We start from the raw sequence: 24,381 nt of genomic DNA, 5'->3' as shown, positions 1-24,381 counted from the left end.
AAGAGCTGGATCGTTTTCCGATATTGGGGAATAGAGAACTTGAACTATTGGAACCCTATCGGAAAGAGATGATACTTCCGCAGTTAATGAGTGTTCTCCAAAAGATCAACCATTATGATGTGGATCAGCAGACACAAAACGCCTGGTATTCAGCCTTGGAATGCAGAAAAAAAGACCCTCTTGGGCTGAACGAAATTGACATTGACATTTGGGAATCGGATTCTGATTTATTGTCGCTGGATTTTGATTTATTTGCGACCGAGTCAGAACGGGTCAACAACAACCCAGCTATTCCCGCTGAATATACGCCTTTGAGCGTATAATAAATCTCAAGCACACTATGTTCACAGTACACAAAAAGCAGCCTCCACTCTTGGTGGCTATTTGATGATAAAAAAAACTGAACCCTGAAGTCAGACTACCACTCAATTGTTCTATGAGCTGTCGTAAGGTACTACTCCCGCAACAGCCCGGTTGATAATTGCATCAAAGAACCCTTCCCAGCTAATGATCAACCAGGTCTGGAAATAGCCTTTCATCAACTCCCAGAGATGCGTCATTACCCCTCTCGTTCGCTCCTTCAAAGCTTTTTGGAACTCAGGACTGCCCAACTGTTGCAGTTGATCAACCAGAAAAGCCAGTACCGTCAGGTAAGCGAGGTTGGTGGCCAGGTGTTGCTTACCGTGACCGTAGTTGTGCTCAAGGTGGTAGTCTTGCTTATTCAGGGTGTTGAACGTCTGATTTTCAATGTGCCATCGGCATCGGCCTCCTTTCATCAGGGCTTCAATGGTCTTTTCGGTTACAGGGATATCAGTCACCCAGCTCCAGGTATGGCGGTCACCTTTTTTGTCCGTTTCAACAAAATCCAGTACATTGACTTTCTCGTCGGGGTTGGACTTGTTAAGAGGAACATCGTTGGCAAAACGATACCAGTGTTTAACGCCAGTCTCCGGGTCAGTTTTGACAAAGCGCGCTACTTTCTCCTGCTTGTCCAGCTCATCCATAGCCTCAATCAGCGGCCCATGATTGCCATCCTTGGCAATGATGATGTAATGCCAACCGTAGCTCTTGATTAGACGAATGGTCGGTCCATCAGCATACAGGCCATCCAGCAAAATGATCAGCTTTAAATAAGGGTGATCTTTTTTTACATTAGCGAGAAAACGCTTGATTGCACTCTTCTCGCTGTCATTTTTGGTGCAACCATCCTGTCGTACAATGGCCTCGGGAGCCAGTGGTATCACCACTTTCTGGTCCGGATGAACAATACAGTCCCCCATCAGCTGATGATAAAAAGCTTCACCGGCTTTGCCCTGGTTCTTTGTGCAGCAGTCGTCACAGCTCAGTTTGCCGGAGAAAAAGGTTTGCGTACCATCAATGGCCAACAGGTAGTGGTTTTTCAAGCGGCCAATGGGAAACTCAAACTTTTGCAGGTACCCGGAACGCTGAACACGTGCAAAGAGTTTTTTGAAAGACTTCTGGAGCCAGTGCGGTGAAACAGGGTCCATTACCTCCCGCATTCGGGTGTCACAGGGCACCCGGCCATCAATGACATCAAACAGGGTTTCCAGGTTGTGGACCCGGACGGGGTCAGCCCGCTCGCTATCGAAGCGGAGCATGGAAGGCATTTTCACCTGCATCATGGCAAAAGCGGATTTGGTAAAATTGCCAAAAGGGATGCCATTCTTGCACTGATTGGGTCGATGATCAGGAATTTCGTCCAGACAGTCAGTAACCAGTTTGATCAGACGGCTGGCGGTCAGGTGTGAGCAATTTTTTTGAACGGGCTTGGCCCTTGGAGGCTGACCGAGAATAGCGCCCGTAGCGAGGATGGCAGAAAATTGACGCACGGATTCCATAGCCATGATTCCAACCCGTCCCGGAAAAATCACGTTGCCCGCGATTGAATACACCTGGTTTGATACAGCAAGTGGTGAGACTAAAACCTCCAGACTGCCTGCAACAGAGATAGATGTAGCCGCCGATCCAAACGCTAATACCTTAACCGTCGCCTCCCAGACCACATTGCCAACAGACAAGCCTGCTGAATGCCCGGAACCTGCCAGAGTCAGCGATGCAACATCGCAGGAATCTCCCGGCATCTGGCAGACACAAAGCCAATAATAAACAGCAAGGACTATCTCCACGAATTGAGTGTTAAAGCAGGCAATCCCATGCTGAAGAGCACCACAGTGGAGTGTGCACTCAAATACATAGACACAGAGAGCGAACTTCCTCCATTGTCGAAAGCATTGACCTTACTGAACCTGCCCTGCATGAAAAAGGGTTGGTCGGGCGTTGACCAGGCTGTTGAGAACAATCCGATCGATCTGACAAAATTATTGAGGTTTGCTACCTCTCCCACATTTAAAGACCAAGGCATAGAGAACGCCATTCTTGGAGCGAAAGACCATTTCCTTAAAATCGAAACTTATTTTAATAAGGTTTTCTCTAACAGATAAAAACCAGGGCATTGTGAGAGCCGCTAATGAAGCGAAAATCCATTTCCCTGGACTCACAACCAATTGAACCTTCTGATCAACAGTTTCTGGCAGTGCAACATATTGGCTGCCAGATTCTGGTAATGCACAAAGCCATTGTCTTCCCGGAACAGATATTTGCTGATATTTTGCCTTACACAGTATTCTCTGCTTAACCGTCTAATAATAAATTGTAATCAGGTATATTTAACAAAAGCCGTCACTCCAGCCTGACCAACTGAAACTGATGGGTGAAAGTCTCATATTGATCACGTCCACAGGCCTTGAGCTACAGCAAACAGACGTAACACCAAATTTTTTTCAACCTGAATGGAGAGCAGCCAAACACAGCTATGATTCTAACAGCAAAGAAAGAGTCAACTGTGAGAGGCCGCTCCGATGGAAGTATGTCAGTCACTGACCAATGTCGCCAATGATTCCTGTCCTGCAATTGACCAACTGCAGCAAAAACTGACTCTCCTTCTTCAGTCCAATAATCCCATCCAGCATTTTGAGGATCATGGAAACGAAATTCACTCCCTCTTTGTTCAGGCAGAGCGAGAAATACTGGATCCTGACACTCAGGTCACTAATTCAAAGTGGTTGGTTCGACTGTGGCTGGATGCTGCTATCGGTAACGTACCGGGCCAAGGTAAATATGGTCAGTGATAATGTGATTCCATTTTCATCAGGGAAGGATGATCTCGAACGTTAGTACTCATCAATATGAGACTTTCACCCAAACCGATCACAGTTAAAATGGAAAATTTTTCTATAATACAGTTTAAAAAAATCGGGATAAATTAATTAAGAGAACTTTTAGAATGCCATTGCCTCCTATGAACATTGATCAAAGGGTACATTATCCAGGGCTAAAAGTTTCAGGATTGCCTGTCACACCTGATGCCAAACGCGGCGATGAACAAAACCCGGTTCCATTAAATTGCGAAGCTTTGATACCCTGTAGCGCTAATCCATATCCTGTTCAAACTACAGATATTTCTGCAAGGGGCATCCTTCCCGTTTCACCAGTTCCAGTTCAATTTCTGGCTACAACCCAAATGACCGGTCAGCCGGTTGCTGCCGTATATTGTGGAAATCAGCCTGTCATTCCATTGCCGCAACAACAACCGATCAGTATGAACACACTGCCATGGCCAATAGAGCCAGACACTTACAATGCAGCATGCCATCCATTTCCCGGGCAGAATTTTATGTCAGTACCTTCTGATCAAATGCCAGGCTGGCCACTTTCCTGCCTGGTTGAGGGCCTTACGCATGATAAAGCGCTTCGCCAGGGATTTGAGAGCAAGACTGCTCCGCCTGAGGAAACCATGGTGAAAGTGGCTAGAGAAATAGCAATAATGACAAAGGTTAATCTGGATCCGGAAGCAAACGAGTTCGTGCCAAAAACACTGCAATGTTCTCAGGAGCAGGGATCCCGGAGAGATGACAGACAACCGGCAAACGCTTTTGCCATCAGCAATGAAAAAGCATGCCCATCCCAACAGCTGCACGCAAAGGATGAAGTACCGGTGGGAGCTATAAAACTCCCACAGGTTACAGGTCCGGAATCTAATGAGGCTGGTGCTGAGTTAATGCCTTCATCAGCCCCGGATGACGCGAATAGTCCCGGGACATATTTTTCAGTTCAACAAGTCCTGCAACTAGGGCACCCCGGTGCTGCCAGAAAAACTCCCTGGGCACTCAGGCTGCTTTACCTCGACTGCTTCGATTTTCATCAGAAAATGCGCACCGATAATACCTTTGATAAACAGGGGAACAGGATAAAGCTTTCCAGGAGCGAGTTAAAAAAACAACACAAGACACTACAAAACCAGCTGAGGGAAAATAACAGCACGGTAAAACTACCTCCGTTACATAAAATAAAAAAAATGCCATCGACTGATATACTTTTGACCAGACCAACAAGTTATGTAGATATTCACCCCCTGAGCAGTCAATTAAGCCGTACTGCAGCTTCATTAGACCCGAATAAGTTTATTAAGAGGGAACAAGTAAGAAACAGTCTGGCCGCACATTTGGCATTTTATAAGTGTTCTGGCAAAGAGATGAACCAGCTGAAAGAAATGGCCAAAACCAAAGAGGCAAGAGGGTACGTGGAAAAACTGGAAACAGATGATCTATGGAATCTGGATTTTACCAGCATGTACTATTATCCCTATTTTGACCAAAAGGTTGTTACACTCAAAGCCCCATTCATCAGGTCGGCAGAGACGATTTACTGTCATCCACGTTTGTCCAGTCAAGCGTTGTTACAACATGGAAAAAAACTTTTTGCTATCAGTGAAAAACAGCAAGCCATTAGTGAAAGCCATGATAAACAATTAGCAGACATTATCAATACCATCACGTCATTAGCAAAAACCCTGAGTATCAAGCTGAACCAGCAGGTGGATAACAATACGCCTGTCAAGGTGCCAGAAACTTTTTCCAGGCAGTGCATTCAGTGGCATATACAATTTACCTCTGATCTTTTTTACAAAATGATTAAATTGGGTGAGGAAAATACACAGGACATTGGAGATGCTATTGCCTACTCAATGGATGCTCTTCTTGTGAGTATTAACACACTGTCTGACTATTCTTCAAAATTTACCGAAGAGTTCATAATGCTTGCTGAGTCACTGTGCCTCTTGCTGCAAAGTCGCCCGCTTCAGCATTCACTGATGCAACAGGTAGCACAAGTACCCGGCAACGTTAAAAGCATTTGGCTTAAATCTATAGAGCAACTGGAAAGTACGACCCTGATGATTCTGGTAAAATCATTGCAGCACCCGGGGCTCTTAAACACCACCATGTGCCTCTTTAAAACGCTATCTGACCATGAAATATTTCGAACGGGACAAGCTGGCAATAACAAGATATCCATGATCCGATTAGCCAGAGTAGCAGCAGAGATTACTAATAATTTATTAACAACACTGACCAATAATTTCCTGGATGACCTTTCGACTCATAATCAATTTATACAACAGCTGAACAATTGCTGCTCGATACTCAATCAAGTGCATCAAAAAGTCATTAAGAAATCCAACCTTGTTCACACCGAGTCACAAAATCTGGAAGCTTGTATAAAGACTCTCCATGAAGCATGTCAAATTCGACTCACTCAAATTGACAAGGTACGCCAGGATTATCTTAATGAATTTGAGAGTGAGAAAAACAGCAATCAGGAGATATTACGAGAAAATATGAAAAAAAGGGAGCGGGCGAAAAAGAAGCAGGAAATAAGAAACAAAAGAAAACAGCAGCTTCAACAGGAGATCACCAGAGTAAAATCTGAACCACAGGAGAAAGAACAACCGGAATCAGATCATGCAAAGCTGGTTAATAGCATGAGCAAGCGATTGCAACTGTTTAATAAAAATCTTGAGTACGGTGAAAACTATGTTAGCGAACTGACGACAGTCGATTCTGTATTTCCTGAAATACAACAATCCCCCGTATTGGCTGTCTGGGTTTATGGTGATCTTGCCTACAACCTATACAATAAGTGTACGGATAAATTTAACCGGGCCACACTTTTTGTCGAGAAGTTCGACAAAATGAGAGCCTTCTGTGATGATGCTCTTAAGGAAGCTGCTCAACATCCATGGCGGTATGACGCCCAGTGGCTATATGATAGAAATCCAAATCAGCCAATCAGCATCAGCAGCATCAATTTCCTTACGCGGTTATCTGATCCAGAGAAGATTCAGGTCCTGATCAAACGTGCATTCACCAGCGCCTCCCTGTATCAGTCAGCCCTTGATCGAGGCAGAGATGCCGCCCATCAACTGACTCAGGATATGATGGTCGGCCTGGCTAGTGGGGAAAATGATCTGCAAATGTATCACCTGCAGCAAAGGGTAGCGTTTATCATTGAAGAAATGAACGATGTAAAGCAGTACCTGAAAGACCTGCAACCGGTGCCTGACATATCTAATCTTTTAGCAACAAGAAAGCAGCTTTTTAAAACACTTAAAACAAAAGAGGTTACCAGTGTGCCAGACGGTGGTAAAGCAGATCAGGGCAAAGAAGCAAAGGACGCCGTTTATAAAGCACTGCTGGAGAAATCAGAAAGTGAGTGGAAAGTTGACAGCTCAGTTTGTGAAATGCGCAATTCTGCCGAACAGCAGCTTGAGCAAGTCATTAAAGGTTTTACAGAACTTAAAACACAGCTGGAAGTCGTGCAATAGTCTCTTTCAACTAAGCAATATCCGGGTTAATAGCTAATATTTATAATTGGCTGACGTAAATATCAAATGGGCTGTATCAGGGTTGAACTTTCATAATGAAGGAGTGGTCTTAGGGTGTAATTCAATAGTTCAGTAATGTAATGTACAGGTTTAGCCCGGACTCAAATATCTCTTATGGATATCCTTGTTTACAGGAGTTGCAAAAAAATCCCTTACTATTACTGGCTGAGGTTTCAAGCTCACAACTCAGCGGGTTCGGTTATCCTGTACAGATACTTAAGCAGTCCCATTCTGGATATTTAAAACAACAATTACCGAATCAGGGTACACTCGGTTCTTCACGTACTCCAGGTGTTTTTTCAACTTCCCATTTACCCCCCTCTGTACATTCAACAGTTACTTTTTCCCAGCCACCACCACGCTCCATTGCCGCAGGCAGTCCGTTGATCAGGTACACTCAACAGCAAGCTCCTGCTAAAACTGTTGAGTTTAAAGCAACTGAATTTTCCGGCTCCGGCGAACTTCTGTCCCCCACGCCTGATCAGCCCCTGGCACTTAAGACACTAAAAGAGGTGAGAGAGTCCGATAACCACAGGACGAATAGAGCCAGATATGCCGCATCCGAAAAAGGCAGGAAGGCCATAGCCAGGGCCAAAGCTAAATACCTGGCATCCAATAAAGGCAAAGAGACCATGGCCAGGTCCAGGGCTAAATACCGGGCATCCGATAAAGGCAAAAAGACCATAGCCAAATACATGGCATCCGATAAATACAAAGAGGCCAGCGCCAGAAGATGGGCCAAATTCGCCGCAACTGATAAAGGTAAGGCAGACCAGGCCATAAGGTATACAAGGACAACAACCTATCGATTGGCTATAAAACAAGGCTTGAGTGAAAAGTTGGCGAGGGAAAAAGCAGAGCTGGCAGCTGGGGCAAAAAAAGCAGAATTAACACCAGAGCCCCCAGCTTTTCAGTCACCAGACTGAAGGAGCATTGCCAATCCGGAAGCGAGGTGCATCTGATGTAGCGCCCTGTTCGTTATGTGAGTTTATTTACTCAACCAAATCTGTGAGATGGTTGGATTGGAATGTAAGCATGTTTCTCTAACCTTCAATTGCACATCAGAATTGGTGGCAAATGCTGACAGCACCATAGATCGGACGATATTGTTTGAAATCACCTCAGCCTGTGAATCATAATCATTGTATAAATCCACTTTTACCAAATCGCTTCGGCAACCATATGGACCAATAGTACGATCAACTTTGAAGTAAAAAGTTCTGCTTCCCTGGGCATGGGCACCAACACTGATTACCTTCAATCCAGTTTCCGTACCGGCCGCAACAGTCGTTGATAAGAGTGAAAGCAATAGTCCAAGTATGCTAATGAATAGTCGCATTTTTTTCTCCTTTTCAGTCAACCTTCTGGCCGCTATTCAGTACCTGTGTAGTTGTCCCCATGATTTTACGTCCGAGTAAAATAGAAGGTCTGTATGGATGCAGTACCGCGGACAAGCCTGAAGGGTTATAGTCATCATCCGCAGGATTCTGGTGACCTGAGTAGCCACCGGCATCGCCACAATTGTGATAACAGCAGGGGGTATGTATCCATACGTGGCTATTGCCATCTCCTGCCACGATTGCCACGATTGCCAGGACAGTTACCGCAGCGACAGCTACACCGGAGAAGATCAATTCAGATCCATGTCTTGGCAGCTCATAGTACAGGCGTGAAATACAGTTGAAAGTCTCTCGGGCGGGTTTGATGGTATATTCCAGCAGGCTTTTGTGTGGTTTTCCACGGATCACATCTGTGGCAATTTTCCCAATACCATAGACAGCACCTCCGGTGGCAGCGAGCCCGGTAACAGCCACAGCGGTAACGTAATAGGCAGCAAAAACACCGCCATTTACCACCGTTGAGGCAATGCGAAATGGCATGACACAAGCCTTTCCAGCAGCTTTGCCGATACTTGACCATACGGAACGGCGACCGTTTCCCTCCATAGCAGGAGCAGGAAATTGGGTCTGACTGACACTCGTCGAAATTGGAGCGACACCTGGATAGCTCATAAAACCACCTCCTTGTTGATATAAAAATTAAGGTAATGCTTTATCAGACTCGGAATTTACAAAGGTATTCAATTTGATTGACTAACAAGACGGTTAGGAATAGTGTCATTCAGCCTGATTAAAATGCCTGGAAATAAATATAAAGCACCCTAAGCACCAGCTGGCGACAATAAAGACAACCAGCGCTGGGAATAACACACTCTGGAGAGTGATAGCCCGACTTGACTCTGGAAAAACCATAGCCCTCTACCACAGAAAGGGCTGGCAACCTGATGCCATGCTTACCCGGCAGAAGAACCACATGGCTGAGGGCCAGAAACTTGGCCACATGTTTTCGGGTTTCAGCTGGCAAATCAAGGCTCCAGAAACCCGCATCTGAATATTCTCCCGACGCTTTAGCCTGAGCAATGCTTTGTTTCACCCGGTAAAGGCCAGCGTTATAAGCAGCAATGGTTAACATCCAGTCACTGGTTCTTTGATAGAGGTACTCAATATAGGTCAATGCGACATCAGTGGCTTTTTCCAGGTCAGTTCTTTCATCACACTTTTTCGACACCTTAAGTCCGTAAGCCCTGGCTGTTCCGGGCATCAACTGCCACAGCCCCATCGCCCTTGCCGATGAACGTGCTTTGAGGTCAAGGTCGCTTTCGATCAGCGGTAGCAGGGCCAGCTCAGCCGGTAGACCTCTTTCCTGAATCTTCCTGTTCAAATAAAATTGATGCATCAGGATTCGCTGGGACAGACGGTTAAAATAATATTGGGGAAATGCTTTCAGCTGCTCGTTGACCTTCGCATTGTGATAGTAGGCCATTAACCGAAAACCATGGCGTAACGACTGCCAGCCATCTTTTGGGTCATGAATGCAGACCGACCGGTAGGGCTTATCCATTTGACGCTTATCCGTCTCTGCCATGTCCCCCTGTCCATGGCATGGCACAGGCGAAAAGCCCATGAAGACAAGAACCGCTGCCAACACCAGAAAATACCAGCCCGCCCGACAACCCGCCAAAAGTGGCCCGTCTTTTACTGAACTTTTATTGCACCAGGGTATCTCACGCTGCTTTCCGGACTGAATAAAAACGATAGTGCTAACAGCAGAATCCAAGCGACAGCTCCAAAGCAAACAATGGCTAACGTAAAACTCTATAAATTGAAACCAGAGATTTAAACTGGGACAAAAAGACAAAGATCATAAAAATATAGCGTATTTTACACCGGAAATTGGAGGCATGCTGTTAAAGACCGACCGACAGAATCCCCCCCCAGACAACCTTTTCCCCGGTAAACAGTTGGTCAAATGGAATTGAATCGTAATTCGTGGAATTGATATCTTCATGTTCCTGCAATAATTGATAGCTCTTTCTATCAACGCCTCAATTGATAACTTAAGCAGACCAGCATAACGTCGCCCCATTAAATTCAGAGAGAATTGATTTTGTATAAACCGGTAATGATATACCGTAAGGTAATAATGTGTTTTTTTTGAAAAATTATTGTTATTTGGTTCAACTGGCGTAAAGGCTGTGCCATTATTGATAGGGTTTTTACTTTAATCCTGATACAGGCAAGATCGTTCTGGCCAATACGGCATTTCTGGCCAAAAACAACGGAAACTGATATGAAGAAGGTTATTAAAATATCTGCTCTGGCAGCCGCTGTACTCTTGGCAGCAGGCTGTCAGGAAAAGACCACCCAGACTCCTGAAGTTGAGTTAAACACGGATGATCAGAAAGCCGCCTATGCCATTGGTGCCTCTGTCGGTAACTTTGCCAGCCAGACACTGAAACAGCAGGATGAGCTGGGTGTTGTCCTTGAGCGTGCGCTGGTTCAGCAGGGCTTGCTGGACGCCCTTGCCGATCAGGTCAAAATGAACGAGGAGGAGATGGGTGCAGCTCTTCGGGCTCATGAGCAGAAGATGAACACCGTCGTTCAGGAGAATGCTACGAAGAAGCGTGAGGAGACCCGTAAAACCGGTGCCAAATACCTGGAAGATAACGCTGGGAAAGAAGGAGTTTCCGTGACTGAGTCCGGCCTGCAATATGAAGTTATCAAGCAGGGAGACGGTCCAAAACCAACCGCAGCCGATACTGTTACCGTTCATTATACCGGTACGCTGACTGACGGCACTGTTTTCGACAGCAGCAAGCAGAGAGGGCAGCCAGCGACGTTCCCCCTGGCAAACGTGATCAAGGGCTGGACTGAGGGTGTTGCCCTGATGTCTGTTGGCTCTGAATATCGCCTGACGATTCCCGCTGAGCTGGCATACGGCGACCAGGAAGTTGGCTCCATTCCAGCAGGCTCCGTGCTGGTATTTGAGGTTGAGCTGATCAGCATTGAAGGCAAGGAAGAAGCCGCCAGCGAATAAGCCACGAAATAAATCTTCAGGCTGGTTACAATAACGGGCAGTACGACGACTGCCCGTTATTTTTGGTGAAATATGAACCTGATCTCTATTTTAGTACTTTTGTTCATCACCCTGTTTGTTGTGGTTAAGCTGACGGAGCGCCATGGCAAACCGCTGACTAATGAGCAACAGGGTAAGCTTGCCAAAATCGCCATGGTATTAATTTTTGTTATGTTAGTGGCGGCTCTGATCAAATCTTTGATGTGATCAAAATTGGAACAGTTCACCAATAATGACCATCAACAGCAATGCAGGGCTGACCCAGCGGATCAGGAGCTGCCAGGTTTTCAGGGATTTGCCCTGCATTCCCAACTGTTCAGCCAGCACTTTTCTTTCCATGATATAACCGCAAAAATAAAGCACCAGAAGCCCAACGGCTGGCAGCATAACCTGGGTAGCAAAGGCGGTATAAAGGTCAAACAGCGTTTTGCCATTTAAAGAAACCTGCTTCCAGACACTGAAAGAGAGCCCGGGTATTAACCCGACCAGAAATATCATAACACCTGCTATGGCGGCTCCTGTGGCGCGGAAGCCTGAACACAGGCGACTCATCACCACCACCAGCGGTTCAGCCAGATTGACTGCCGATGTCCAAACCGCCATGACCAGAAGAAGAAAGAATAAGGGCAAAACCAGCGAGCCAAAGGGCATTTGAGCCAGGGCAACCGGCAGGGTGATAAACATCAGCCCGGGACCTTCCGCCACCGACAATCCTTCACTGAATACCACGGCAAAGGTGGCAATACCGACCATCACTGCCACCAGCACGTCAAGCAAGGCAACCACCAACACCGCCTTAATCACCGACTGCCTCTCCGGCATATAAGCCCCATAGGCCATCAGACAACAGGCACCAATGGCCAGGGTGAAAAAAGCATGGCCCATTGCCTCCAGTACCACACCGCTGCTGACCGCCTCAAACCTGAAAGCAAACAGGTAATCAAGGGCTGGCGCAAAACCACTGAACTGACTGGCATATATCAGTAGAACCACCAGAATCATGTACATCAGGGGCATCAGCCAGTTGTTCAACCGTTCAATGCCTTTGGAAATGGCTCGACCACTGATGGCCACGGTCATAACAATAAACAGACCGTGGTATAAAACCACCTGCCAGGGAGATTCCAGCAGCTGTTGAAAATGTATCGAAGTCGCTTGAATGCTGTTGGCTGTAAGTTCCCCCGTGAGCGACTGGAAAAAAAAGTGCAGCACCCAGCCGGACACCACACTGTAGAATGAGAGAATCATTGTGGCCGCCATCGTTCCCATCCAGGCCAGCTTACTCCAGTGCCTGGTGTGGCCAGCACTGACCGCCAGCTGGCGCAGACTGCTGGCGGGTGAAGCCCGCCCTGCCCGGCCAACCACAATCTCGGCAACCATGACTGGCAACCCCAGCAACACCACAAAAATAATATAAAGAAGGAAAAACAGGCTTCCTCCGTTTTCACCGGCTACATAAGGGAAACGCCAGATATTTCCCAAACCGATGGCAGCCCCGGCAATGGCAAAAATAAACGCGCGATTGGAAGTGATTCTGTTTTCAGGCGGCATGGACTGTCCATTTTCTACTGGTATGTACTGACCAACAGGTCATTATCAGCATAGACGCAAACATATACTTATATATCGGATGGACTCTGAAGGATCCCAGAGCAGGCCTCCGATCAAATATTGATCCAGATCGATAAACACTCCCCATGGATGCGTCTATGATGGATGCTATGAAGTAAAGTTCAATGATCCAGGGGATGTTCCCGGAGGCATTTATGAGCAGCAGCGAAGTTTTTCATCTCGGTCTGAGCCAGAAGGTTCTGAATGGTGCCACACTGGCCATTGTCCCCGGTGATCCGGAGCGGGTCGAACGTATTGCCGAACTAATGGATAACCCGACCAGACTGGCCAGCCTCCGGGAGTTCACCTCATGGCGAGGGGAGCTGGAGGGTCAGTCTGTCGTGGTTTGTTCAACCGGTATTGGTGGACCTTCCACATCTATTGCCGTAGAAGAGCTGGCACAACTGGGCATCCGGACTTTTCTGAGAGTTGGCACCACGGGTGCCATCCAGCCCCATATCAATGTCGGCGATGTCATTATCACCACCGGTTCTGTCCGCCTGGACGGTGCCAGCCGACATTTTGCCCCTATCAGCTATCCTGCCGTTGCTGACTTTCAGTGTACCCGGGCACTGGTAGATACCGCTGAACAAGGGGGGCTTAACTACTGGACAGGCATTACTGCCTCCAGCGACACCTTCTACCCCGGTCAGGAACGTTATGACACCTTCACCCAGCGGGTCAGAAAAGAGCTACAGGGCTCTATGGCAGAGTGGCAGTCGATGGGGGTGCTTAACTATGAAATGGAGTCCGCAACCCTTCTGACCATGTGTTCAGCCATGGGGCTTAAGGCCGGGTGCGTTGCCGGGGTCATTGTTAACCGTACCTGCAATGAAACGCCGGACACTGAAAAGCTGGCCAGCGTTGAACCCAACGCGATTAACACCGTGATCGGAGCAGCAAGACGCCTTCTGGGCAGCACTGGCTGAATATTGAACCATGCCCCGGATGGGCACGGGTATAAGATTAGGAATGATACGACGTTCCGGTGAGACTCCTTTGATACAATCGTTACCAATACCTTTATCCAGCGGTCCTGTGGATCGACCCGTTGATACTCCTCCAACAGATCAACCACAGGCAAGCTGGAAGCGCTGGGCAGTGTGTATATTCCCAGCGGCTAACGCCATCGTGTCCGCAGCATTTACCTTGAGTGCGATCGCTTCAGGATGCTCCTTCGCAGCAGCAATTTTTGGAGTTCTTACCGTAATTTCTACAGACTGCGCTATCAATGCCTGTTCACTAAACAATACCCTTTCTACTACTCCTTCTACATTTTCCCGCGGCATCAATAGACTGAGTGACATACTCAGCTGCCTGTCTGAAAGCACCTCCAACATTGTGTACAACCAGGGGTACGAAGTTGTCGATGTCCCCGGCGATGGCAATTGTTTTTTCCATGCTGCCCTTGTGTCATGCGTGCAATGCTCCGGCCGGGATGCTCACACCTTACGTCAACAAGTGTATGAAGAAGCAAGAGAATGGCTACAGGATTACGAAAACAATCATTCACGTTTCAATGAATACGAAAGCTGCCATTCTGTGCCGGAAGAAGACCTTTACTTCTATTTAACGAGTGATTCCGAGCACGACGGCATGACCGGTCTGGACGCCATCAAATGTGATGGCGAATGGATGTATACAGTCATCGTCCCCCTGGTAGCCAGAGTGTTGCAAAAGCCAGTCATTACAGTAAATGACAAGGGCACTATTATGAGCGCTGTTGATGCTTATGGTTTCTACTTCCCCGTAACTGACGATCAGTTGAAAAACTTTGATTTAAATGGGATTGGAGACTTTGTATTACTTGAGAACATTGACAGCAAGCACTTCAGAGGCTGCAGAAAGCGCAACATCATGCCTGAAGATCAACACAGGAAGGTGTCCGAAGATACCATTCCCGAACCACCTGCCGGGCAGATTGCCTCACATGAACCCTTATTTGCCAGGCCCGGGAAAACCCTGAAGCATATCGTTTGCAACCCTTCCCCAGACCTGGCTTAACGCCTGAACCAGAGCTTGTGTAGAAACATCACTCTCCAGCGGCAGTGTATAGACTCTCTCCTGCCGGGCAATGACCTGCTGATCCTGCCCTTCCAGAGACCAGGCCACGTTCATCCGTAACTGGCGGTCCACCAGCGCTATGGACTGAACATCAACAAATGCGACCACTTCCGGGCGTTTATTCCGGACCCAGGGGCCGGAGCTTATCCAAGTGCCAGAGTGAACCTGTTGACGCAGATTTTGCACCATAGCCTGTGTCAGCAGCTCTGGTAAGGGCTCCCCCCAGTGATCATTCGCAGAGGACTGTAAACGAACACCACCATCGCTCCAGGTAATCGTTTTCTTATCCAGCCAACCGGCAACACTCACCGGAAAAACCCCCAGTGTAGCGGTGTCCGGCAGCACAGTCTGCTCTTGTGAAACCGTTGCCGCTACCAGCGTATAGTCATGATAGCTGGGGTTCCTGACGGAACAGCCCGAGATCAATATGATCAGGAAAAAAGCCTTTGCAGCAGCAGCGTTCTGACCCATAACAAGGTTCAATATGCGAAGGTAACGGCTCACCGTACATCTCCTGACTGTCTACCAAAGATAATCGAATCGGGTTGGCGTTGCAGCAGGTCAGCCAGATCGTCCACCGCCCTGGAAGCACGACTGATGTCTTTTGAACTCTGCGTCAGCTGGTACATCAATGGTGAGTCAGGTGCCAGTGTCTCTTCCGCTGCGGACATGGTTTGCTGAAGTTGCAGCATCGTTTCATTCAACTGCTGCGTGGCGGCAGGCAGCTGGGTTTTCAGTAATGCTGTCACTTCCCCGGCATCCCGTGACATGGATGCAAACTCACTGCGAATGCCCGCCATGCTCGAGGCCATCTCATTGGACATCGCTGTCATACTGACAAATGCCTTATCAACATCATCAATCAGTTTGTTCAGGCGATCATCTCCAGTCAGCCGGGACAGATTATCAAGAACTTCCGTTAAACTGCTGGCCATCTCCGCAATATTAATGCTCTCAAACCGCTCAATAAACTCTTCCAAATTATTGGGCACTGTGGGAATCTGTGGATACTCGGTGGCCACAGGCTGCATTTCCGGGAAAGAGTCAAAGAAATCCACTTCGATATAAAGCAACCCGGTCAATACACTCTGCAGTCCAATCTGGGCACTGAGCCCCTGCTTCAGCAACTGTCCCAGCACATTATGGTCACTGCTTTTCCCCTGCTCACTGATGGCATCCGGGTACATATCAATGGTGACCACATTCAGGACCTTCTGGTGATTGTGATACAGCCTGGTCTTGATGGTGACCACTTCACCAATTTTCACGCCACGCAGAGTCACGGGAGCACCAACATTCAGGCCTTTGATCGAGCTGTCAAACAGGACCTGATAACGCTGAACCGCCTTCCTGGAAAAACCATCCACATTAAGAAACAACACCAGGGCAAACGTCATGGTAATGATCAGGATGACAAAAAGGCCAACGGATACTGACAGGGATTTTCTATTCATAGGCTTCTCTCGGAAAAGCGAGCCTCACTAATTAATTCATTGAGTCTTAATTCATTGAGTCGCTTTGTAAATTCCCCCATCTTTAAACCTCACCTCTGGACAGGAACGCCCTGACCAGATCGTGTTTACTGTGGTTAAGCATATAGTCGGGAGACCCGGTATCCAGCTGGGTTTTGCTGTTGGCATCGAGGTAAACCCCATTGCTGCCAATGGCAAAAATACTGGCCAGCTCATGGGTGACAATCACGACGGTAGCACCGGTGGAATCTCTTAATTGCAGAATCAGGTCATCCAGTCGTCTGGCACTGAGGGGATCCAGTCCAGCCGATGGTTCATCAAAAAACAGGATATCCGGATCCAGGGCAATGGCCCTGGCCAGCCCTGCACGTTTACACATACCACCACTGATCCGGGACGGGTAAAAGTCTTCAAAACCGGCCAAACCCACCAGCGCCAGTTTATAACGCACCATATCCTGAATATCTTTACTAGACAGTGTCGTATACTGTGACAGTGGCAGGGCAACATTCTCGGCCAGTGTCTTATCACTGAACAACGCGCCCCCCTGATAGGTAACGCCCCAGCGTTTACGCATCGCCAACTGTCGCTCCGGGGATGCGGCAAAGTAACTCTGCCCGCCAAACAGGATATCGCCCTCTGCCGGCTGGTAGAGTCCAATCATATGTTTCAGGAGCGTGCTTTTACCGCAGCCACTGCCCCCCATAATGACAAACACATCACCTTTGCTGATTTGAAAATGCAGGTTGGACTGAATCAGGTTGCTACCATACTTCATGGTCAAGCCACGGGCTTCAATCACCACCTCCTGACCTTCCTGTTGCAGTTGCCCCATGCTCAAATTCCCAGGTGATAAAAAAGGATATTCAGCCCGGCATCGGCCACCACCAGATAAATAATGGCGGTCACTACCGCATTGGTCGTCGCCTGACCTACCGCAGCGGAGGAACGACCACAAGCCAGGCCGGCACGACACCCGGCCATGGCAATCATCAGGGCAAACAGAAAGCTCTTGGCGACACCGGTCATGATATCACCAAAAGAAATAGCATCCCGGAGCTGGTAAAGGTACATCAACCAGGTAATATCCATACTGGTAGCCACCAGCCCACCCCCGAACATGCCCAGAATATTACTGTACAGACAGAGCAGAGGAATGGTCAGAATCAGGGCCAGGGTTCTGGGTAACACCAGATAATCCATGGGTTTTATGCCCAGAGTTGTCAATGCATCAATCTCTTCATTAACCTGCATGGTGCCCAGCTGGGCGGCATAGGCGGCACCGGTTCGACCGGACATAATCACCGCCGTCATCAATGCTCCCATCTCACGCACCATGCCAACCCCCACCAGATTGGCGACATACACCTCGGCACCAAACTGTCGGAGCTGGACCATACCCAGATAAGCCAGAATCATCCCGATCAGAACACTTTGCAGAGTGATCATCGGCAAGGCAGAAGGACCGGATTGATGGCAAAAGCTAATAATATCTGACCAGCGGGCGGATCCTTTCCGGGATAACCAGCGGCACAGGGTCAGTGCCAGTTCGCCAATAAAAGCCAGCAGCTCCATCGCCTCATCACCCAGGCGGGCAACCCGGTTGACCAGCCGATGCAACAGGGATGGGTTTCTGTCCGGTAGCGCCTTATTGGGCGGTACGGTATTGGCAAGCCTGAACAGATCCCTTACATCCTCAGGCAGACCACTGAGATCAAGCTGGCAATGGGAAGGCTCCAGCATGCGCTGGCAGGCCAATAGCCAGGCCAGCAGTCTGGAGTCCCACGAGAAGTCATCACCGGTAATAAAGGCAACGGTTTTTAATTGATCATAATCCGGTAAAGCAGAAAGCTGATCCAGGGCTGGCAAAACACCATTAACCGTCCAGCTGCCCTGAAGAGTGATCATAACCTTTGGGTCAGACACTTTATCAAAGGTCAGTGTCGCCTGGTTCATGCTGGTTAATGCCTTGAAAAAAGGGCCAATAATAACAGGAAAACACCACCAACAGGCAAGCGTAAAAAATACTTACTGAATCATTGTTCTTTCACTATCTATTATCAAAACGGCTAAAGCGGGAACTATTTACCAGATATGCTTTCTTACTAAGGGATTGTCCCGGAAAAGTTTGCGGATTTCTGAGTTTCAAAGTTACGTTCGTCCTGATTGCTGTGCTTGTCGAAACTATTTTGGGACAGTGCCCTAGGAGACTGTCCGAGAATAGACTGCCCTACTGCGGTGGCAGCAAATTGGTCTAAAAAGTCGGAAATTTTTAGTAAATAGAACCACTATTAACTAAAAATTTCCGACTTTTTATCCTCAATTTTCTGCCATCCTCGCTACGGGCGCTATTCTCGGACAGCCTCCCAGGAGGCTATTCTCGGTCAGCCTCCCGGCTCCTACATTCTTGAAGTAACCTCAACCAGGTAATGTTCGCCATTATGAACCAGACATTGAGGGTGATTCACCCATGTGGGTCACAATATCTACAACCCCTGATCCCTACCACACGCCTGTTATGGTTAGGACGGGAGACGGGGAGTATCGATCCACTCGAAACAAAACTATGTCCCGTTACAACCCTACCATTGCCTCCCCCCGCCTCTTCAGTGTGGACCCCTACCTCTTCAGAGGTAGAAAAAATGGGCACAGCAGCCTTTCATAACCCGTTTGCTGTTCCAGACTACAGTCCCAGACCTGAAGAAAACCCTATATGCGAAGCGTTACTGCAAATAGTGGAAGGCAGAAGGTATATTGATCCAACAGATACCGATAAACCACCTGCTCCCAGTACTTTAAGGGGAAAGCCCATCATTGAAAACCCCACGCTCTTTGATGGAAATGGAACTGGCAGGCAAAACGGTTCACTGACGCAAACCGCTTCCTTGTGCAAAAAGGGAAAATCGAGATCAGGTATCACCGTTGCTGGTGAGACGGCTGTTGGTCAGGCAAATTCAGCCAAAGCACTCCCCGAGATACCTTCTGTTAACCACTATGCCATTATAAGCACGCTCAGAGCATGGAACGGAAAAGTGATAACCGCTGACTTTGGATATATCAATAAAGAACTTAGCGCAGGTTTTGCCAGCTTTTCCCCCGGGGGGAGTAGACTGCGCATTCAGGTACACTTCAGAAAGGATTTATCAAGCAGCGGATTACCGCTACATACACTGCAAAAAAAGTACGCTATATCAGGTAATTTGTTATTTGATGACGATGCGATGGTAAAGAGAGTTATCTCAATGCCTGCCCGATGCTTTATGAAAGAATCGCAGCAGCATATCCCACCCCACCCCATTCATCTTGCTAAAAACAGCATAAAAATTTTTAAAAAAGATTCAACGACACAACATTTACTACATATCCCCATCTTAACGAAAGGTCAGCAGAAAGTTTACAATACAATTACGTCGCTTTTTAACAAACTGCTCGATACCGATATTGTCAGCCTGAAAGGTACACCCAGAGCGAAATCCACACTTCAGGGGCAGGCATGCTGTCACCTCAAATCCGGCCAATTACTATTTATCAGCTTTAAAATCCCTGCTACTGCAATAGACCAGAGAGTAGATCCATCAGCTTACCTGAAACAGGGTAAAATTCGTGGCAGATTGAGATACGACCCAAAATGGTTATTCTCGAAAATATCAAATAATTCAACAATACTTCACTCATCACATCCCGGCATCCTACCAAATGAAAACAAGATTTTTTTTCCTGCCAACAGCATTACATTGTATTTTGAAGATCCCTCTCACTCGTCAACGTCTTAACCCGGATATTTTATAAACGTGGCCAGCCCGAACCACACATCTGATCACTGTAAAGCATTGCTACCAAGAGCTACGGGCACAAAGAGTGTTCCTGCAAAAACAGGAACACTCAGTTAAACATCCCGGCAATACTCAGCGTAATTTCTTTAATCTCCTGCACACTGGCAGGTACCACAAGAATAGTGTCATCCCCCGCCACACACCCCATAATCCCACCTTTTACGCCAATAGAGTCCAGGAGCCTGGCGATCATCTGGGCAGCACCCGGGCTGGTTTTGATCACAATCATGGACTCATTATGGCTAACGTCTTCTACCAGATCTTTTACCGCAATACTGGAATCCATCTTGCCCAGCTCAGGAGGCAGGCAGTAAACCAGCTCATTCAATGCATTGCGCGCCCGGACCGCACCAAAACGGCTGAGCATGCGCGATACCTTGGACTGACTGATATTGTCAAACCCCTGCTCCTGCAGAAGAGTCACCATCTGGCCCTGGGAGCCACAGCGCTCTTCTTTAAGCAACTGACGGAAAGAGCGAACCAGGGCATCCTGTTTTTGGCTAGTCATAGTCGTCAAATAACCTTCCAGAAAAAATACTGCTTTCAGGGTTATCAGTTATCGGAACATCCTGAGTAATGCAGCATTTTTAATCAATCACGTTCAGGAGGTCATAGACCTCCTTACATTCCTCGTTCCCATGCTTCTGCGTGGGAATGCATATCCAAAAACCAGCACAACCTTCAATTTTCCACTTGCTGAATGTGTTCGAAGGGTGAGAATTATAAATTGGCGACAATTATAGACACTTACCGTGCTAATATGGATTTTTATTCATTTTTTTGCTTATTTTATCTAATTGCTGGCGGATAAAGCCAACAATAGGCTGCCTACTAAGCCAGAAAATATGATTCCATTTGGCCAACTACTTAGCTGTCTGATTTTTTTTGCAGATCCCGACCTGCTGGCTACACTTGTCGGTGGTCATCCAGGCCGTGCTTACTAGTGCAGAAAAGCGTTAATACCCGTACATCCCGTTCATCCTGAGCTTGTCGAATGATGGTGCCACCGTACTTCGACAAGCTTCAGCACGAACGGTATGGGTAACAACGCTTAGCTACACTAGCTGTCCGAGAACAGCCTGGCTGATAACGTTCATTTATAAAACAGTCAGGCACACCGGATACATAATTTAGCAATGATCAAATTATTGAGCTGTCTGGTACCATTTATCGTTATCAGCCATGAGCTGTCCGCCGACGGAAATCAAACTGACATTGAAAGTCACATTGAAAGCCATATCGAAAGCCATATCGAAAGCATCGACACCTTTTACGGAACAATACCGTTTAAGGCAATGGCAAATGATCAATCCCGGCTACTCGCTTCCCTTCTGGCCCACCCGGCAGTCAACAGGCTGAAACATATCAACCAGTACGGCCCCATACAAATGGTGGACTCACAGGGCAGTAACAATGAACCCTACTCCCGTTACGACCATTCTCTTGGTGTCTTCTATTTACTCAACCGTTTCGGTGCCCCCTTCCCGGAACAGATCAGTGGCCTGCTCCATGACCTGCCCCACAGCACCTTCAGCCATGTGTCTGACTACCTGTTTTCTGACAGTTCAGCAGGCAACCCGGACTATCACGATTCACAGTTCACCAACTTTGTGGACAGGCACAGCATTACCCCAATCCTGAACAGACATCATCTGTCGCCTGAAACCATCCACCCAAAAAAAAATCCCTCGTTTACCCGGCTGGAACGGCCACTGCCAGACCTTGCTGCTGATCGGCTTGATTATATAGTGCAGGGCGCTGCCAGACGGAAAAAACTCACCAGTCAACAGGTGGATGCTATCCTGGCAGACCTGTTCTTTGACCCGTTATCGCAACACTGGTATTCCAAAAGCCTGGAATCCGCGCGGCTGACCGCCGATGCCAGTATTGAACTGAACCGGCATATTTTTGTTACCGCCTGGGGACGGGTTCTCTATCTCTGGACAGCCGATGCCCTGAAACAGCTGGTCAGGGCAGGAGAACTCCATGCCGATGATCTGTTTTTTACCATGGGTGACGATCAGGTCTGGCAGAAAATACACCAAAGCACCTTGCCCGGTGTACGCACGTTGGCCGGACAAATGTTGACCGCCTGGCATAAGGTGCATGAGGTCACCCATCCCGGGCCAAATACCATAACGTTTAAAAATGTCCGTTGTCGTATTGTTGACCCAAGAGTGGCAACCAATCACTCCGGAAATAACGTAACCAGCTGGCTGCGTGTTTCCGATATCGACCCGGCATTCAGGGACCGTTACCTTACCGAACTCAAGCGATGCCAGCTTTTTTATGCTGAGGTTGAGCCGTAATTAATAAAATGCAGCATTATGCTTGTTCCATATGCCTCTGCTCAGTAATTTCCGAGAACCGCCTGCCCAGGGAACGAGCAGATGCAATCCAGATCGCGAAGAAACAGAGAACAATCACCGCAACATAGGGCGCAATGGCAGACAGTGACCCCAGCATCACCATCAATATCTGCTGTATCAATGAACCCGTGGATTTTCCGGTGGGATTACCAATAATATCCACTGCCGCCTTGCCCTTTACCTTCTGTTCCGGCGTCAGGGGGATATAACTCATCTCCTTGGTGGGGTCGAACAGGGCGTATTTGGTCGATTTACTCAGAATATTCTGAATTGCCCCCAAAATAACCGTCAGCATTAACGGGGCAATCCCCAGGGAGAGTATCAGGCTTTCAGGCAACCAGTCGCGGAACAGGACAAAACAGAAAAACAGGGACCCGGTGACCAATAATATGACCGGCGTACACAGCGCCGCGAATGTCCAGCCGAAATACCGGATCACATTATTGGTGAGAAACAGCATCATAAAAATCGTCACCAACCCGGTGCAGGTTGAAAACAGTCCCATAAACTGGTTGTAATTATTCGGGTCCGGAAACTGCATACGAAGCTGATTTTTCCAGGTAACCTCCACCATATTGATGCACACCCCGTAGCTGATCACCAGCAGGGCAATGCACAGGAGGTACCTGGAATGAATAATCATTTTCAGGCTGTCGCGCAGGGACAGGCTCAGTTTTTCATTGGCTGGCTCATGGGCCCCCAGCTGATGGTATAAGCTGGGATCACTCAGGACATAACGGTTCATCCACCAGTAAATCAAAATAATCAACGCCCCGCCCAGCGTCAGAACCCCAGTCATCAGATTAAGGGAATACCCCCAGCAATCCACACCTTCGGGCAGATTCTCCCTGACTCCGGAGGCAATATAGACAAAATAACCTGCCGTGGGCAGCGCCAGATTGCCCATCATGCCAAACAGGGCATAAAACCGTTTTGACTCGGCAATGGTATTGATATGGTTGGCAAATCCCCAGAACAGCATGGACAGGCAGACACTGCCCCACAACTCCGACATGACATAAAACAGGGAGAAGGTCCAATTACGCATCACCGCAATCAACCCCTTGAACCCCGGTGGCAAAACACTTTGCAGATAGTCCGATGTATCATGAAAGTGCAGGGTTTCGCGGTTGGGATAGAGCCAGAGCGCAAAGAAAACAAAGAACAGAATAAATGTGGTAATCACCAGGTAAAAAAGCGTATTCCTTCTGAACAGGTTACTCATGCGCGAGTAAATCAGGGTAAACCCGATGGCAAAAGGGACATTAACCCAGAGCTTCAGAAATGGGATAATCTCGGCACCGGAACCGGCACCGGTGACCACCAGGGTATCTTTGGTATCCCTGAGAATCGTATAGTTAAAAAGAATAAGGTAGAACATCAAAATCATGGGGATAAGCTTTTTCAGCTCATGACTGTGAACCGGCCAGAACCGTTCCCGCCATTTGCTGAACTCAGGATCAGAACTCATTCAGAAACCTCCGAAACAAATAACGTCGCCCCTGTAATACGGCCTAACATAAGCCGAAGAAACAAACACGGAAGTCCACTATCAGCCTGAAAACCTGTTCATGAGCCAGATGCAGCCCATTACCGGGGGGAGGTTGTCAAAGAGAATTGACTCCCTGACCTCTCTGTTCAACCCTGAAACAACAATAGAAAAATAATGGTTATTTCATTCAATTACCAGTTTCAAAAAAAGAACGAAATAAAAAACTTTATAAGTTGTTACATTCGGACAAACAAATCAACAAAACCCTAAATTCAGGCGAAAAAACTCCCATTGAATCATCGTTCGCTCTTATAAAAAAATCTCTTATAAAAAAAACCAAAACATAAATAACAAATATTTATCACCACCAGACGCATTACAG

At 47.6% G+C, this 24,381-nt stretch carries 24 protein-coding genes; 13 read left to right on the top strand and 11 right to left on the bottom strand.

Annotated features, from left to right (window positions below):
- The coding region (locus tag J7439_RS19740) for a hypothetical protein (protein ID WP_209203669.1) at positions 1 to 323 on the top strand (323 nt) is incomplete at its 5' end.
- A gap of 111 nt (positions 324 to 434) precedes the next feature.
- On the opposite strand, the gene J7439_RS19735 is transcribed toward J7439_RS19740, so the two are convergent.
- Positions 435 to 1,865 carry a transposase gene (locus J7439_RS19735; RefSeq protein ID WP_209203668.1) on the bottom strand — a complete coding sequence of 477 codons (1,431 nt, stop codon included), beginning with the start codon at positions 1,863 to 1,865 and terminating at the stop codon, positions 435 to 437.
- Between J7439_RS19735 and J7439_RS19730 the strand changes: the two genes are divergently transcribed.
- The 6 genes from J7439_RS19730 to J7439_RS19705 all read left to right on the top strand — a co-directional run bounded on the left by J7439_RS19730 (position 1,864) and on the right by J7439_RS19705 (position 7,668).
- Positions 1,864 to 2,124: a BatD family protein gene (locus tag J7439_RS19730; protein ID WP_209203667.1), complete on the top strand. Its 261-nt coding sequence runs from the start codon at positions 1,864 to 1,866 to the stop codon at positions 2,122 to 2,124. The two genes, J7439_RS19735 and J7439_RS19730, sit on opposite strands and share 2 nt — an antisense overlap.
- A 26-nt stretch (positions 2,125 to 2,150) precedes the next feature.
- Positions 2,151 to 2,462: a hypothetical protein gene (locus J7439_RS19725; RefSeq protein WP_209203666.1), complete on the top strand. Its 312-nt coding sequence runs from the start codon at positions 2,151 to 2,153 to the stop codon at positions 2,460 to 2,462.
- A gap of 26 nt (positions 2,463 to 2,488) precedes the next feature.
- A complete protein-coding gene (locus J7439_RS19720; protein ID WP_209203665.1) occupies positions 2,489 to 2,656 on the top strand; it encodes a hypothetical protein in 168 nt (55 codons plus the stop codon).
- A gap of 223 nt (positions 2,657 to 2,879) precedes the next feature.
- Positions 2,880 to 3,149 carry a hypothetical protein gene (locus tag J7439_RS19715; protein ID WP_209203664.1) on the top strand — a complete coding sequence of 90 codons (270 nt, stop codon included), beginning with the start codon at positions 2,880 to 2,882 and terminating at the stop codon, positions 3,147 to 3,149.
- A 545-nt stretch (positions 3,150 to 3,694) separates the two neighbouring features.
- A complete protein-coding gene (locus J7439_RS19710; RefSeq protein ID WP_209203663.1) occupies positions 3,695 to 6,682 on the top strand; it encodes a DUF4200 domain-containing protein in 2,988 nt (995 codons plus the stop codon).
- A 443-nt stretch (positions 6,683 to 7,125) separates the two neighbouring features.
- On the top strand, positions 7,126 to 7,668 hold the full coding sequence (locus J7439_RS19705; protein WP_209203662.1) for a hypothetical protein: 543 nt from the start codon (positions 7,126 to 7,128) through the stop codon (positions 7,666 to 7,668).
- Between the two features lie 62 nt (positions 7,669 to 7,730).
- Here the strand turns inward: J7439_RS19705 and J7439_RS19700 are convergent, their stop codons facing one another.
- The 3 genes from J7439_RS19700 to J7439_RS19690 all read right to left on the bottom strand — a co-directional run bounded on the left by J7439_RS19700 (position 7,731) and on the right by J7439_RS19690 (position 9,859).
- Positions 7,731 to 8,081, bottom strand: coding sequence for a hypothetical protein (locus tag J7439_RS19700; RefSeq protein WP_209203661.1), 351 nt, complete (start codon positions 8,079 to 8,081; stop codon positions 7,731 to 7,733).
- 13 nt (positions 8,082 to 8,094) lie between these two features.
- Positions 8,095 to 8,688 carry a hypothetical protein gene (locus J7439_RS19695; RefSeq protein ID WP_209203660.1) on the bottom strand — a complete coding sequence of 198 codons (594 nt, stop codon included), beginning with the start codon at positions 8,686 to 8,688 and terminating at the stop codon, positions 8,095 to 8,097.
- Between the two features lie 184 nt (positions 8,689 to 8,872).
- Positions 8,873 to 9,859 (bottom strand): lytic transglycosylase domain-containing protein, encoded by a 987-nt coding sequence (locus tag J7439_RS19690; RefSeq protein ID WP_209203659.1) that lies wholly within the window; start codon positions 9,857 to 9,859, stop codon positions 8,873 to 8,875.
- Between the two features lie 513 nt (positions 9,860 to 10,372).
- On the opposite strand from J7439_RS19690, the gene fkpA reads away from it, so the two are divergent.
- Complete coding sequence (gene fkpA, locus J7439_RS19685; protein WP_209203658.1) at positions 10,373 to 11,119, top strand: FKBP-type peptidyl-prolyl cis-trans isomerase; 747 nt, start codon at positions 10,373 to 10,375, stop codon at positions 11,117 to 11,119.
- A 72-nt stretch (positions 11,120 to 11,191) separates the two neighbouring features.
- Positions 11,192 to 11,365, top strand: a complete 174-nt coding sequence (locus tag J7439_RS19680; protein WP_209203657.1) for a hypothetical protein — start codon at positions 11,192 to 11,194, stop codon at positions 11,363 to 11,365.
- Here J7439_RS19680 and J7439_RS19675 read toward each other — a convergent pair whose 3' ends face one another.
- Positions 11,366 to 12,709 (bottom strand): sodium-dependent transporter, encoded by a 1,344-nt coding sequence (locus J7439_RS19675; protein WP_209203656.1) that lies wholly within the window; start codon positions 12,707 to 12,709, stop codon positions 11,366 to 11,368.
- Positions 12,710 to 12,924: 215 nt separating this feature from the next.
- Between J7439_RS19675 and udp the strand changes: the two genes are divergently transcribed.
- Positions 12,925 to 13,698, top strand: coding sequence for a uridine phosphorylase (gene udp, locus J7439_RS19670; protein WP_209203655.1), 774 nt, complete (start codon positions 12,925 to 12,927; stop codon positions 13,696 to 13,698).
- A gap of 109 nt (positions 13,699 to 13,807) precedes the next feature.
- Positions 13,808 to 14,773: an OTU domain-containing protein gene (locus tag J7439_RS19665; RefSeq protein ID WP_209203654.1), complete on the top strand. Its 966-nt coding sequence runs from the start codon at positions 13,808 to 13,810 to the stop codon at positions 14,771 to 14,773.
- Here J7439_RS19665 and J7439_RS19660 read toward each other — a convergent pair.
- From J7439_RS19660 to J7439_RS19645, 4 genes are all read right to left on the bottom strand, one after another.
- Positions 14,708 to 15,337: a PqiC family protein gene (locus tag J7439_RS19660; protein WP_209203653.1), complete on the bottom strand. Its 630-nt coding sequence runs from the start codon at positions 15,335 to 15,337 to the stop codon at positions 14,708 to 14,710. The genes J7439_RS19665 and J7439_RS19660 overlap by 66 nt on opposite strands.
- Entirely contained in the window at positions 15,334 to 16,287 is a 954-nt protein-coding gene (locus J7439_RS19655) for an MlaD family protein (RefSeq protein WP_209203652.1), read from the bottom strand. Before J7439_RS19655 ends, J7439_RS19660 begins: the two co-directional genes overlap by 4 nt.
- An 82-nt stretch (positions 16,288 to 16,369) precedes the next feature.
- A complete protein-coding gene (locus tag J7439_RS19650; protein WP_209203651.1) occupies positions 16,370 to 17,140 on the bottom strand; it encodes an ABC transporter ATP-binding protein in 771 nt (256 codons plus the stop codon).
- Between the two features lie 2 nt (positions 17,141 to 17,142).
- The gene (locus J7439_RS19645; RefSeq protein WP_209203650.1) at positions 17,143 to 18,261 is read right to left on the bottom strand and encodes an ABC transporter permease; all 1,119 of its coding nucleotides are present in this window, start codon (positions 18,259 to 18,261) and stop codon (positions 17,143 to 17,145) included.
- Positions 18,262 to 18,947: 686 nt separating this feature from the next.
- Between J7439_RS19645 and J7439_RS19640 the strand changes: the two genes are divergently transcribed.
- On the top strand, positions 18,948 to 20,078 hold the full coding sequence (locus J7439_RS19640; protein ID WP_209203649.1) for a hypothetical protein: 1,131 nt from the start codon (positions 18,948 to 18,950) through the stop codon (positions 20,076 to 20,078).
- Between the two features lie 109 nt (positions 20,079 to 20,187).
- Here J7439_RS19640 and argR read toward each other — a convergent pair whose 3' ends face one another.
- Complete coding sequence (gene argR / locus J7439_RS19635; protein ID WP_101745646.1) at positions 20,188 to 20,646, bottom strand: transcriptional regulator ArgR; 459 nt, start codon at positions 20,644 to 20,646, stop codon at positions 20,188 to 20,190.
- A 640-nt stretch (positions 20,647 to 21,286) separates the two neighbouring features.
- Here argR and J7439_RS19630 point away from each other — a divergent pair.
- A complete protein-coding gene (locus J7439_RS19630) occupies positions 21,287 to 22,447 on the top strand; it encodes an HD domain-containing protein (RefSeq protein WP_209203648.1) in 1,161 nt (386 codons plus the stop codon).
- A gap of 16 nt (positions 22,448 to 22,463) precedes the next feature.
- Here the strand turns inward: J7439_RS19630 and J7439_RS19625 are convergent, their stop codons facing one another.
- The gene (locus tag J7439_RS19625) at positions 22,464 to 23,978 is read right to left on the bottom strand and encodes an NTP/NDP exchange transporter (protein WP_209203647.1); all 1,515 of its coding nucleotides are present in this window, start codon (positions 23,976 to 23,978) and stop codon (positions 22,464 to 22,466) included.
- Positions 23,979 to 24,381 lie beyond the last annotated feature (403 nt).

It is taken from the genome of Salinisphaera sp. G21_0, assembly GCF_017744115.1.
Lineage (GTDB): Bacteria > Pseudomonadota > Gammaproteobacteria > Pseudomonadales > Endozoicomonadaceae > Endozoicomonas.
The sequence above is the reverse complement of the archived record's forward strand: the minus strand, read 5'-3'. Positions and strand labels throughout refer to the sequence as shown.